Below are 12,339 nucleotides of genomic sequence, written 5' to 3'. Positions count from 1 at the left end.
CGACGAATCGCGCCCAGTTGTGTCATGATAGTGGTGTCTGGCTCGGCCGTCGGTTCATTGCGGACCCCTCCTCACCAGACCGCACTCTGGTTCCCCCTTCCGCGGTCCAGAGCGCGTCATCCGCAGCGGGAGATGTACTCGGAGGTTGCTCATGGCGCAGAAACTGTTTATCGGGGGGCTGTCCTTCTCCACGACCGACGAACGCCTGCGCGAGCTGTTCGCCGCTGCCGGCACCGTCGAGTCGGCCGCGGTGGTGACGGACCGTGACACCGGCCGTTCGCGCGGGTTTGGGTTCGTCGAGATGGCGACGGTCGAAGAAGCTACCGAGGCGGTGAAGAAGTTCAATGGGCAGGAAGTGGATGGCCGGACGCTGAAGGTCGAGCTGGCGAATCCCTCGGGCTCGGGCGGCGGCCGGAGCGGCGGCGGGTACCGGAGCGGCGGCGGTGGTGGTGGTGGAAATCGGGGGGGCGGCGGCGGCCGCTGGTAGTCAGGAGCCGACCATGCAGGTCGCAGCGTTCTCGACTCCAGAGAGCCCGGATTGGCGCTGGCGCATCATCAACTACGCCGGCGAGATCATCGAGGAGTCCCACGAGACATATCCGACGATCGTCAGCGCCGTGGCCGACGGGAACAAGCGGCTCGTGCAGATGAACGTCGTGGACAATTCGGTCGTCGCGCGCGTCACCCGCTCGACCTCGCATCTGCGGCGCCGGTAGCGGGGGCTGGTGTGAGGTGAAGCTCCTGCTCGTCCGTCATGCCGCCGCTGTGCCCACGGGCACGCCCGGCGTTCCCGACGACGAGCGCCCCCTCACGCCGAAGGGCAAGGCCAAGTTTACCGTGGCCGCCAAGGGGCTCGCCCGCATCGCCCGTCGGCCCGATGTGCTGCTGACGAGCCCGCTGCCCCGCGCGCGGGCGACGGCTGAGATTGCCGCTCGGGCCTTCAAGCGCATCGAGCCCACGGTCGAGCCGGCTCTCGGTCACGAGAGCCTCGACGGCATCGTGGCCGCGCTCGGCACGCGCCCGCCCGGCGCGACAGTGGCGATCGTCGGCCACGAGCCCACGTTCTCCGCGCTCCTGGCCCGCCTGCTCGGCGCCGCGCACGGTGAGCGGCTCGCATTCAAAAAGGGCGGCGCCGCCCTCGTGGATCTGCCCGACGGGCCTACCGGCCTCGGCGTGCTCCTCTGGTTCCTGAAGCCGAAGGTGTTGCGGGCGCTCGCGGGCGACTGACCCCGTGGGACGCCGGCGGCGGGAATCTCGCAAGAAAGCGGAGCTGGTGGCGGTCGTCGATCTAGGCTCGACGGCGGTTCGCTTCCTGCTCGCCCGGATCAACCCGAACTCCGGCTTCCACCTGCTCGTGGAGGAGCGGGAGCCCACGCGGCTGGGCGGCGGCGCGCCCGGCGTCCTGCCGCGGGAGGCGATCCACCAGACGCTCCGGGCCGTGCACCGGTTCTTCGCCCGGCACTCGCTGAACGGGCGCGGCCCGCGCGTGATCGCGGTCGCGACGTCGGCCGTGCGAGAAGCCCGCAACCGCGAACGGCTGCTCGAGCCGCTGCGCCGCAAGGAGGGGATCGAGGTGCAGGTCCTGAGCGCGCGAGACGAAGCGCGGCTCGGCGTCGAAGCCGCGCTCGACAGCCTGTCCTTCAGGGACGGCGTGGTCGCGGACCTCGGCGGCGCGAGCCTGCAGCTCAGCCGGGTGCGGGACCGCAGGGTTGTCTCCACCGCGAGCCTTCCGCTGGGCACGGTGCGGACCACGAGCCGCTTTCTGCGCGACAACCGGCCCAAGCCGCGCGCGCTCCAGGCGCTCCGCAGCGAAATCCGCGCCCAGCTTCTGGACGGCCTGCCGCCCGCGAGGCGCGGCGAGGTCATGGTGGGGCTGGGCGGCACCGTCCGCACCCTCGCCAGCATCCACCTCCGGTCGCACCAGGGCGAGCGGAAGCACCGCCACGGGCTGCAGCTCTACCAGTCCGACGTCACCGCCGTCCGTGAGCGCCTGGAGAGCCTCTCCCGGCGGAAGCGCCGGAAGATCGGCGGCCTCAAGGCGGAACGGGCCGATATCATCCTGGCCGGGGCCATCGTGATCGAGGAGGCCATGGTTTTCGGCGGCTACCTACGGCTCGTCGTCTGCACGCGCGGCGTGCGCGACGGCATCCTTTTGCGCGAAACATTCAACGGTCGAGGCTGACATGAACACGGACGCGTTCATCAATCGTGAGCTGTCGTGGCTCGAGTTCAACCGGCGCGTGCTCGAAGAGGCGCAGGACCCGAGCGTGCCGCTCCTTGAGCGCGTGAAGTTCCTCGCCATCTTCAGCGCGAACCTGGACGAGTGCTTCATGGTGCGCGTCGCCACCTTGAAGCGGCGCATCGAAGCCGGCGACAAGGCGCCGGGGCCCGACGGGCTCACGCCCGGGGAGACCATGGCCGCCATGGTCGTGCGGATCCACGAGCTGGTGGACGAGCAGCACCGCTGCTTCCTCGAGGAGGTCCAGCCGCTGCTCGCCGCGGAAGGCATCGTCCTGCTCCGCCCCAAGGAAACGAGTGAAGAGCAGCAGCGCTTCCTTGAGGACTACTTCCGCCGCACGCTCTTGCCCGTGCTGACGCCGCTGGCCGTCGACCCCGGCCACCCGTTCCCGTACCTCGGCAACCGCTCGCTCTGCCTCGTGGCCTCCGTCCGGCCGTCGGCGCCCTCCGTGCTGCCGCACAGCGCGCTGTCCGTCATCCACATCCCGAGCCAGGTGCTGCCGCGCTTCGTCCCGCTGCCCGATCCGGCCGGCAAGCAGGTGTTCATGCTGCTCGAGGACGTCATCCGCCTGCACCTGCCGAATATCTACAACGGCTACGACATCCTGTCGACCCACGCCATCCGCGTGACGCGCGACGCGGTCCTGCAGCCGCCGGGCCGCCCGGAGGACCTGCTCGCCAGCATCGAGGAAAGCCTGCGCGAGCGCCGCCTAGGCACGGCCGTGCGGCTGCAGCACGACGGCGACCTGCCGCCCGACATCCTGGCGACGCTGCTGGACGAGCTGGAGCTGTCCCCGGAGGACCTCTACGAGGACGAGGGGTTCACAGCCTTCTCGGACCTGTTCCAGCTCTACGCGGCGGTGGACGTGCCGCGGATCAAGGACCGGCCGCTGCCGCCGCATCCCGTCCCCGCCTTCGATCACGCGCCGGATATCTGGAGCGCCATCCGGACGCAGGACGTCCTGGTGCATCACCCCTACCACACCTTCGACGCCGTCACGCGTTTCGTGCGCGAGGCCGCCATCGATCCCAAGGTGCTTGCCATCAAGATGACGCTCTACCGCGTGAGCCCGGCCTCACCGATCGCGCACGTGCTGCGCACCGCCGTCGAGAACGGCAAGGAGGTCGCCGTTCTCGTGGAGCTGCAGGCCCGCTTCGACGAGGAGGCGAACATCCGCTGGGCGCGAGCGCTCGAAGAAGTGGGCGCCCATGTAGTCTACGGCCTCGCGGGCTTCAAGACCCACTGCAAGGCGTGCCTCGTCGTGCGCCAGGAGGCGGACGGCATCCGGCGCTACTGCCATCTCGCCACCGGCAATTACAACGTTCGGACGGGCGGCGTCTACGAGGACCTCGGGCTCTTCACCAGCCGCGAAACCTTCGGCGAGGACCTGACGGAGCTGTTCAACCTCCTCACCGGCTACACGCGCCCGCACGGCTTCCACCACCTGTTGCTGGCGCTCAGCGACCTGCGCGAGGGCCTCGTCGAGCGCATCCGCCGCGAAGCCGAGCACGCCAGGGCCGGTCGGCCGGCGCGGATCATCGCGAAGATGAACGGGCTCGCGGATCCCCGCCTGATCGAGGAGCTGTACGAGGCCAGCGGGGCGGGGGTGCGGATCGACCTGATCGTGCGCGGGATCTGCTGCCTGCGCCCCGAGGTGCCCGGGCTGTCGGAGAACATCCGCGTCGTCTCGATCGTGGACCGCTTCCTCGAGCACGCGCGGATCTTCTACTTCGAGAACCTTGGGGAGCCGGAATACCTGCTGGCCTCAGCGGACTGGATGCCGCGGAACCTCGACCGCCGCGTCGAGATCGCCTTCCCCGTGCTGGACCCCGGACTCCAGGCCCAGGTCCGCGAGATCCTCGAGATCCAGCTTGCCGATACGGTGAAGGCGCGGCGCATCCTGCCCGATGGCAGTTCCGTGCGCATCACGGCGGACGGGCAGCCCGCGCTGCGCTCGCAGGAGCGCCTCTACGAAGTCACGGGAGCGCACGGCATCTTCGCGTAGTCTCCCCAACGATCCACGCTGCTCTCAGAGGAGTTCGGCCATGATGAAATGCGAAGCGTGCGGGAAAGAGCTCACCGACGACGCGAAGCGATTCTGCAGCGAGGCCTGCCGCGGCATCTTCATGGACGGCCTGCGGCACGGCACCCGGCGATCGCCCGGCCGCACCACTGCCAAACGGCGCCGCCGGCGTGGGCGCTGAATGGTTACCGGGAATAAATCGCACCGGAGCGGGCCTGTAAGCCGGGCCCGACCGCCTCAGGGGATCCTCGCCAACCGGGGCCGCTCGCTCTTTCCGAGGCACTCGGCGCTGCCTTCACACCGAGTAAGGGCAGATTTCCGTTGACTAGAATCGACGGGCAGCTACTCTTGCCGCAAGATGGAATGCCACAGCGGAATGATCTCTGACCTGAACCCGTCAGTGCAGTGTCCAGAAGGTCTTCCGGTAGTTCGTGCCATGCGCCACACTGGGCTGGCTGCTACTACAGCATTGGATCGGAGCCCCTTCCATGCCTGACCGTGTGCTGAAGCAACACGACAAAGGCGTAGATGTGATCGAGGCGCAGGGTTTGCTGAACCGCGCCGGCGCGATCCTCGATCTTGACGGAGGCTTCGGTGGCGGCACTGAGGCGGCAGTGCGCGAGTTTCAGGCGGCCAGCGGCCTACCGAACAACGGCACCATCGATGCCGCCACATGGCAGAGACTGCGCGGCCTACCCGAACCTTCTCCCGACATCCCGGCGCGCGCGGTCGCTTTCATCGCCCGCGAGGAGGTAGGAAGCCGCGGATACTACGACACCCAGTGCACCCGCCCCACATGGCCCGGCGGCGCCAGCGGAGTCACGATAGGCGTCGGCTATGACCTCGGCTATCAGGTCGCCTTCGACGCCGACTGGTCGAATCTGCTCACTCCGGCGCAGATAGGGGGGCTGCGCCCCTGGCTCGGCCGCAAGGGTCAGGCCGCCTCGGCCGGCCCGGCGCAGCTCACAGGCAACACCATCCCCTGGCACGCTGCTTGGACCGTGTTTATTCGCCGCACACTGCCGGCGGAGATTGCTACCACCCGCGCCACCTTCACGGGCCCGGCGCTGCTGTCCCCGCTCTGCCTCGGCGTGCTGGTCAGCCTGGTCTACAACCGTGGCAGCGCCATGGCTGACACGCCCGGCTACCCGGGCAGCCGCAAGGAAATGCGTGATATCCGCGACGCCGTCGCCGCCGGGCGCACGGCTGATGTCCCCGCCGCGCTGCGCGCCATGAAGCGGCTCTGGCCCGAGGGCAACGGCCTGCGCGACCGGCGCGAGCGCGAGGCGAAGCTGTTCGAGGAGGGCCTCGCGTAGGGCTGAGCCGCGCGTCTCAGGCGGAAGCGTGGGCGCGGGCGACCGCAGCGGTGCGTGTTTCGACGCCCAGCTTCGAGAAGACCCGCTCGAGATGTTTGCCCACCGTGCGGGGACTTGCCCGAAGGATCGTCCCGATGTCCTTGTTCGTCTTGCCTTCTGCCACCCAGTGGAGGACCTCGGCCTCGCGCGGGGTCAGCCCGGGCTGTAGGAGCGCCGCGTAGTCGACCTTCGTCTTTTCTTCCTCAAGGACAAGGAGATCGTCCGGCGAGTCAGGAATCAGCCGGATGCTGAGACGCGTATCCTCCCGCTGCACGACCAGGGGCCGAGGCGGTGCAGTCAGCGTGTTGCCGCGGCCCAGGCGCTCCGCCTGCTCCCGGACCCAGCGCTGGAGGTCCTCGGGCAGCTGATGCCCTCGCGCCGCGCCGTCGTCAAAGTACAGCGTCAGCCAGTATCTTGCGCGCGGGGAGATGAGGTGCCGGCCGCTCCGGCGCAAGAAGACGACCTCACGCCGGCGCGTCTCCGGTGCCACGCCTGCCGCGGGGGCCGTCCGGCGGAGCGTGGACACGGTCTCTGCGTTCGCGTAGGCGGTCATCAGGTGAGGGCGGAGCAGGCTCAAGATGAGCCGGTCACGCTCGGTGAAATCGGCCTCGGCACGGCCTCGATCGAGCGCGATGGCGATCGTCGGGGCCGACTGCCGCTGGAGGCTCTTGAGCATGAACGTCATCTGGTACTCCACCCCGGTGCGGCGATAGTTCTCGTTGTAAATCGACAGGCTGTGCAATTGCTGGGGGGTCAGGAAGTCAGACAGCTTGTGTGGTGACCCATCGCCCGTCCGCAGGTAATGGGCGAGCACCGGCTGCTCGTGCCGATACTGTCCGGCACTCAGCTCGAGATGTGGTATCCGGGCATCTCTCGGCTCCACCACATACCTGATCCGTGTCGCCCCGCGTTCGATCTCGTTGTACGAGCCGAAGGGAGCCGGCACGACCCGGAGCAACCCCGCAACGGCCTGTCGCGGGAACGCCTCAAGATCCAGCGTCGCGTAGGTCATCCGCAGGCAATCCAGGGCGGCCCCTAGATCACGGCGGCTCAATCGATGCATTCTCTGCCCTCAGCTGTCGGACTGGTCGTGAACTGCTGGTCGGTGCCGGAACAGTGCGGCAGGCCGTTGCCTTAGTCAAGTCGCCCGAGCCGACGTCCTACAGCCCATACGTCAAGTGACGTATGGCCCAGGGCCCGCCGACCCTGTAGAAGGAGGCTCCTATGCGTCGGACTGCCGGTCACCAAGGGGGCGGCATGGCTTCCTTCCAGATCCAAGAGAAGCTCCGCAGAGCCTTTTGTCCTCCGACATGAGGTACAGAATGAATCTCATCAACTCGCCCGGGCTTCGGATCTCCATGTGTCCACTCCTTTGTGTTCAGGGATGGATGGGAAGGCCCTCGCGCCGTGCGATTGCCTTGCTAGTCGCCGCCTCACTTCTTTCCAGTGGCTGTGGCACGTTCGGAACCTATTTCGGGGTCCGTCCGGATAGCCCGGCAATCACGCCCAGCAGCAATGTTCAGACTGAGTGCGCTAGGCGCGACAGGATCGCCGGAACCTTACTCGCGCTCGACTGTGAAGGGTACCTCAGCCACGTGGAATGGGCCCAGCAGCTCAACGAAGCGTATCGGACCCGTGCGACCATGAACGAATGGTCGATTTACCTTGCGGGCACCATCGCGCTCGGCGCGCTCAGTGCAGTCGGTGGCCTTGGCATAGCCGCTGCCGCGTCTACCACGACGATTGGTCTCATCGGCGTGTCGAGCGGCTTTGCCTCCGGGTTCTTCGGCCTGCTCAACAACAGCGCCCGAGCAGGCTTTTACACAGTGGCAGCGAACGAAATTGCGTCGGCTCTTGCCGAGGCCGCCAGAAGAGTGGGGACGCCCCCCACAGCGCAATCCTATACGGCTGCGACTGTGATTCTTCACGATAAGGTGGAGGCGGCTGCAATCTGGCTGGAGACGAAGCGGTCCGAGGCGGCAGCCGCGGCGGCGGCGGCCGCACAGAAGGAGCAGGCTACTCAACAAATGCAGGACAAACTCGCGCTCGTTGAGAAGGCTGCGCTCGTAGCGATTGACCCCGCTTCCGGCAAGGCGCAAAAGCCTGCGACCCTAACGACGAGTGGGGTCGACCTGACTAAGTTCAAGGGCAAGATCCAGGCCCTCATCGATGGGGAGTCCGCCAAGGCCGAGGTGAAGTCCGCGGACACGGTCGAGGTTACGATGCCGTCGAAGCCAGAGGGCAAGGATCGCGTGGTTGTAAGACTAAAGATCGACGGAGTGATCATTCCAGGCGGACAGAGTTACACGTATGAGAAGCCTTAGTAGAGCAGGCGATTCCGAAGCTATGCAGGGGCCGCGATCGAGGCCGGGCACGAGTACCCAAGAATTCGTGTGAGGAAGCAAGCTCCGGGAACACTTGGCTAACCTGCCTCCAGGGAGTCAGGTGGCAAGAGCACTGGCCGCTCCGCCGGTTCGTGAAGAGCGCAGGGAGGAGGCGAGCGTGCTAGGTTCTTCTCCAGTTAAGAGTGTATGATTCGCAATGGTTTGGTTGATAGTGGCGCTTGTGGGAATGGCGCAGCCATCAACTGCATCGGCGTTCCAGCTCCCGCCCGAAACTACAGATAGTGTTGGCCGGAGCCATGTGTAGATCGTTAGCACTAGCGTTACTCGCGCCGCTTATTCTGTTGTACCCGGCCTTGATTCCGCATGACGCAATCGCAGGCGTGAACCCCAAGTGCTTGAACAGTGATGCGGGTGCGCAAGCGCGGCTAATCGCCTATGACCACCGAGGATCTGGCGACCCCGCGAGCCCGCCGTCAATCCCGAAGGTTAGAGCTGGAGATATCTCGTATACCCAGCCACCACCGAACGCACAAACTGCCGTGTCGCCCTATGAGATGCCCGAAGATGTGCGGCTGGATTGGACGAAATGGCCGTCTACTAGGGTAACCTACGGTGGTGTCCCGTTCGAATTTATGGGCGTTCACGTGACAAACAAAGATGAGTCGGACAAGCAACCTTGTATTCGGCTGATGTTCCGGGTTATGGCACCCGTCTACGAAGCCCATGGGGGAGTGCCTTATTTAGTGTCTGGATGGGAGCGCAAGACACCCAAACTTATATCGGTCGGTGAGGGGGTGTCTAGGTTCGTTGCGTTTGACAGTTCTGAACAATTCTACTTGATAAATCTAGCTAAACTTCGGCAAGACGTCTTTTGGCGACAGCGGTTTGACCTGTACATTAGCAACGTTCGTAACTCTACGGATCCGCGGGCCCGTCCGGTTCACTTCGAGCGGCTGCTGTTCAACATCATTCGCAGGTCCCGATACTCAGCTCCAGCCATTGAAAAGGAGGACAGAGAGAGGTTCAAAGCGGCCACCTTTGAGGAACTTAAAAGACGTGGAAATGATTGCGGAAGTCGGCCCGACTTAGCGGCCTGCATCTTGAACGTCGCATTCATGGAAACAGAACTCGGGAAGGCTAACCCGCTGTCCGTGAGCGACGCCTTGGACAATAGCGGGCTAGCATTCGGCCCTCGCCAGTTGGACCTTGGTCAGGGGAGAAATGATGCCCGTAAGTTTGCAGCCGACTACCTCATCGATAAGACGGACGCGGAAGAAGCTGACTGGAGCAATCGTTTCCTTCGACCAATCGAAGCAATGCGGTTGAGAGACCTCCGGATCATGTACTCCGACGTCACAAGACGATTCAACGATCGGCTTGGTATCCATGGCGATCGAGTTATCGAGGTCTACGCCACTGGATTGCTCGAAATGGCCAATGCAGACTACAAGCTCGCCACGATCCGCTTCTCCGGGAAGGCTGAACTGCTTGCCAGGCTGTTAGCCGCGGACTTTTCCAACAAGTGGGGTGAGGCGGCGGTCGTTCGGATTGTGGCATTTTTGCGTGCTCGAGAGCAGCCGTATGGTGAGTGCGCGCTTCTAGGGACCTGGAGAGAGGGAGTAGAGAAATACTTTCGACCCGACGATGTGAAGGACTTCAAGCGTCGCGCGACTATCGTCAAGACATGGTTTGCGAAGGCAGTAGGGGCAGATTTGAGTTCCTGTGGCCTCTGACTTGAAGGAATGTGGACTCCAGATGATAAATCTGTGATCGGGAATCTTTGAATGGAGCGAAGGACGGAATTCTGGAATGACTAATTACTCTCTTTCTGGAAGTTCGACTCAGCGTGAGAGAGAGCGGAATGGTGAAGCGAGTGTTCTCTCAAGGAGAGACATCCATGAAGCGCATACTGATTCTCGTCGGCATGGCGTCTGTGTTCGTGGCGACCGGCACCTCGCATGCGCAGCTGAGGGACTGGCTGACGAAGAACGACTCCCGAAACGGGTCCACGATTGTCAACTTCCTCGCGTCGGTCGAACGCGTGGACAAGGTGCCAGCGTATCGCGATGAACTAAGGCGGCGTAAAGTTAACGTCGGCCTCGTATTCGTGCCGGGGATTCTCGGCTCTGCGCTCAAGAGTGGGACGGGCGAGGAAATCTGGGGTTACAGCCTTCGAATGTCGGACGGTCTGCGACTGCCGTCCGGGTTGATCGACCCGAGTGCGGAGTCGGACGTGAGCGCGACGATCGCGGACGGCAATGGAACCCTGGACCTGTATGGCGATGCGATGACCCTAATCCGCGCCAACGCGGTACGGGCCGGCATTGCGCCGGATCGCATTGTGGCGTGCGGCTACGATTGGCGGCGCGACATCCGCGCCGGAGCCCGCGACCTGAAACGCTGCATTGAGACCGCCGAGGCACTTAAGGGCATCGAGGCCCTGATCGTGATCGCGCACAGCATGGGCGGTTTGGTCACGTACCAGTGGCATCGGGACAACGCGGCGGACGGTGTGCTTCCTGGCGGCGTGCCCGTAATTGCGGTGGTGACGCTTGGATCGCCTCTCGCTGGCTCCTGCGAGATCGTACGCATGATATCGAAAGGTTACGTACAGCCGACCGCAAACGACCGCCACACGACCAAGGGCTGGCTCGGACGATTCGCGACCGACGTAAAGAACATGAAGGATCGCGTTGTAAATGCCGTGACCGGATTCTTCAGCGACGACGTGCGCCCGCTCGTCCTCACCTGGCCGGGGGCGTTTGACCTCAGCCCGCCTGCGGCGCAGACTAAGGACGATACAAATTGCGCGGCGGTGCCGAGAAACCCGGGCGACGACACCGACCCAGCCGTAGTTAGTCACTACGAATCGCTCTTCTGGACCGGGTCGACCGGTTCAGGCCTGCTGTCGGGCAAACCGCTCCCAGAGGGCTACGGTTACGTGCTTTCCGTCGCGAACGACTTCCGCGCGACGTTCAGAGTCGAGCCACTAACGTCGCCGACCTACCTCTTCGCGAGCGAAATGTGGGACACGCCGATGCAAGCGAAGCTCGTGCCGCCGACCTACGCGCCCGATGCGCGCGAGGAATGGCACACGGTGGACGGGGACGGCAGAGTACCATTCAACTCGGCGATGCCAACTGCGATTCAGTCGCGCGCGGCCGACGCCACGCGTGTGTATAGCGTGCACGGCAATCTGGCAGAGGACAAGGTGTTCCACGAGGAGTTCTTCACCCAGAGATTGCCCAGATTGCTGAACGGATGGTATGCGACGCAACTGATGCGGAAGGCGGCCAGCGATCCGGTCTTCCTGGCGGCCTACGCCGCTGCGGGGGGGCTTCAGGTCCATCCCTACGACATGCTTGCCGTCTATGAGCGGCAGAGCGAAACGAATCAGCGCGATCCGATATATGCGCTGACGATCGAGGCTTGGAATACCACCTTGGCGTTCAATGATGCCTTGTGCGGTGTCTCAGCGTGCCCGGACTACGTGCAGGCGAAGAAGGCCGCGGCAAATGCTACCGATGCGGAGAAAGCAGCAATCTTCTCAGCCGCGATGCAGACGCCTGACGGTCTCAGCGACGACGAGGCAACGTTTCTCCGAGCCAGACGCGGTCTTGCGATGGTGAACCAGCTCAACTGGATCGCCGGGATTGGCGATCTGCGCTACGCGGTGCCCAGGCTCGAGGCGCGCTACCAGCGGCTCGGCGGAAAGGAAAAACCAAATGAGCGCGATCTACGCATCAACGCTAATGCAAATTTGGTCCGCGCACTCGTGATCCGCGGCTTTTGTGACGAAGCGAAGCCGTACATGCAGCGCATTCCGGCGGACAATCGCTGGGCGGTTGATCTGCGTAAGGCGCAGTGCTTCGACCGGGACACCGGGAAGATCGTCTCGCTGCGTTGAGACCCGGGTCCTTCGCGGGTGTCCGTGGCGGCTAGCGTCTCCTGATGTCGTTTAGGAGCGCTGGAGCAGTTCCAGTGGATGGGCGGAGATGTCACTAAGGGTCGTTCACCTGAAATCGTGCAGGCGATTCAGGTGTTGGAAGGGAGCAGTTCGCGCCGGGTGGTTACATCCCCCTAGCCTGGATTTCCACAGAAGCGTAACTCCCTAAGCGAACCGGAGTCAAACTCGGCGTCACCAGCGTTCTGTGGATGCTTCCTCCCTTCGAGATCTGGGCAACCTAGCCGACCCGCCTCGATCGGTGTCTTAGCATATTTGTGCACTGATCCGTCCTATTTCTATGGTCTTTGATTGCCGGAGCTTCACGGCGTCCTGTGGCGCTGGGGCAGTGAGTCTTCGCCGTTCCGCCTCGTATCTCGGGCAACCACCGGTTGGGGGCCGATTTATTGCTTGGCCCCAGAGATGGTATGTAG

General features: G+C 64.3%; 10 protein-coding genes. 9 read left to right on the top strand and 1 reads right to left on the bottom strand.

The genetic code is table 11. From position 1 onward, the window contains the following. The first annotated feature begins 151 nt into the window (after nt 1-151). From Q7W02_05530 to Q7W02_05505, 6 genes are all read left to right on the top strand, one after another. The gene (locus Q7W02_05530; GenBank protein ID MDO8475647.1) at nt 152-487 is read left to right on the top strand and encodes an RNA-binding protein; all 336 of its coding nucleotides are present in this window, start codon (nt 152-154) and stop codon (nt 485-487) included. A 13-nt stretch (nt 488-500) separates the two neighbouring features. Then, nucleotides 501-716, top strand: coding sequence for a hypothetical protein (locus Q7W02_05525; protein ID MDO8475646.1), 216 nt, complete (start codon nt 501-503; stop codon nt 714-716). A gap of 16 nt (nt 717-732) precedes the next feature. Then, nucleotides 733-1,227: a histidine phosphatase family protein gene (locus Q7W02_05520; GenBank protein MDO8475645.1), complete on the top strand. Its 495-nt coding sequence runs from the start codon at nt 733-735 to the stop codon at nt 1,225-1,227. A 4-nt stretch (nt 1,228-1,231) separates the two neighbouring features. Further along, nucleotides 1,232-2,182, top strand: coding sequence for a hypothetical protein (locus Q7W02_05515; protein ID MDO8475644.1), 951 nt, complete (start codon nt 1,232-1,234; stop codon nt 2,180-2,182). 1 nt (nt 2,183) lies between these two features. Continuing rightward, complete coding sequence (ppk1, locus tag Q7W02_05510; protein MDO8475643.1) at nt 2,184-4,244, top strand: polyphosphate kinase 1; 2,061 nt, start codon at nt 2,184-2,186, stop codon at nt 4,242-4,244. 506 nt (nt 4,245-4,750) lie between these two features. Beyond that, on the top strand, nt 4,751-5,578 hold the full coding sequence (locus Q7W02_05505; protein MDO8475642.1) for a peptidoglycan-binding protein: 828 nt from the start codon (nt 4,751-4,753) through the stop codon (nt 5,576-5,578). Between the two features lie 16 nt (nt 5,579-5,594). On the opposite strand, the gene Q7W02_05500 is transcribed toward Q7W02_05505, so the two are convergent. Then, complete coding sequence (locus Q7W02_05500) at nt 5,595-6,629, bottom strand: LuxR C-terminal-related transcriptional regulator (protein MDO8475641.1); 1,035 nt, start codon at nt 6,627-6,629, stop codon at nt 5,595-5,597. A 310-nt stretch (nt 6,630-6,939) separates the two neighbouring features. Here Q7W02_05500 and Q7W02_05495 point away from each other — a divergent pair, with 310 nt between their 5' ends. The 3 genes from Q7W02_05495 to Q7W02_05485 all read left to right on the top strand — a co-directional run bounded on the left by Q7W02_05495 (nt 6,940) and on the right by Q7W02_05485 (nt 11,869). Further along, nucleotides 6,940-7,941, top strand: a complete 1,002-nt coding sequence (locus Q7W02_05495; protein MDO8475640.1) for an IPT/TIG domain-containing protein — start codon at nt 6,940-6,942, stop codon at nt 7,939-7,941. 722 nt (nt 7,942-8,663) lie between these two features. Then, on the top strand, nt 8,664-9,695 hold the full coding sequence (locus Q7W02_05490; protein ID MDO8475639.1) for a hypothetical protein: 1,032 nt from the start codon (nt 8,664-8,666) through the stop codon (nt 9,693-9,695). Between the two features lie 164 nt (nt 9,696-9,859). Beyond that, a complete protein-coding gene (locus tag Q7W02_05485) occupies nt 9,860-11,869 on the top strand; it encodes a hypothetical protein (GenBank protein MDO8475638.1) in 2,010 nt (669 codons plus the stop codon). The last annotated feature ends 470 nt before the right edge of the window (nt 11,870-12,339 follow it).

The organism is Candidatus Rokuibacteriota bacterium, assembly GCA_030647435.1.
In the GTDB taxonomy this organism is placed as follows: Bacteria; Methylomirabilota; Methylomirabilia; order Rokubacteriales; family CSP1-6; genus AR37.
Note: the sequence above shows the minus strand (reverse complement) of the source record. Positions and strands in the feature narration are given on the sequence as shown.

Bases quoted from the DNA above. Each gene is read 5' to 3' on its own strand.
- Q7W02_05530 (MDO8475647.1), top strand. From the start codon at position 152: ATGGCGCAGAAACTGTTTATCGGGGGGCTGTCCTTCTCCACGACCGAC.
- Q7W02_05525 (MDO8475646.1), top strand. From the start codon at position 501: ATGCAGGTCGCAGCGTTCTCGACTCCAGAGAGCCCGGATTGGCGCTGG.
- ppk1 (MDO8475643.1), top strand. From the start codon at position 2,184: ATGAACACGGACGCGTTCATCAATCGTGAGCTGTCGTGGCTCGAGTTC.
- Q7W02_05505 (MDO8475642.1), top strand. From the start codon at position 4,751: ATGCCTGACCGTGTGCTGAAGCAACACGACAAAGGCGTAGATGTGATC.
- Q7W02_05500 (MDO8475641.1), bottom strand. From the start codon at position 6,629: ATGACCTACGCGACGCTGGATCTTGAGGCGTTCCCGCGACAGGCCGTT.
- Q7W02_05495 (MDO8475640.1), top strand. From the start codon at position 6,940: ATGAATCTCATCAACTCGCCCGGGCTTCGGATCTCCATGTGTCCACTC.
- Q7W02_05490 (MDO8475639.1), top strand. From the start codon at position 8,664: ATGGCACCCGTCTACGAAGCCCATGGGGGAGTGCCTTATTTAGTGTCT.
- Q7W02_05485 (MDO8475638.1), top strand. From the start codon at position 9,860: ATGAAGCGCATACTGATTCTCGTCGGCATGGCGTCTGTGTTCGTGGCG.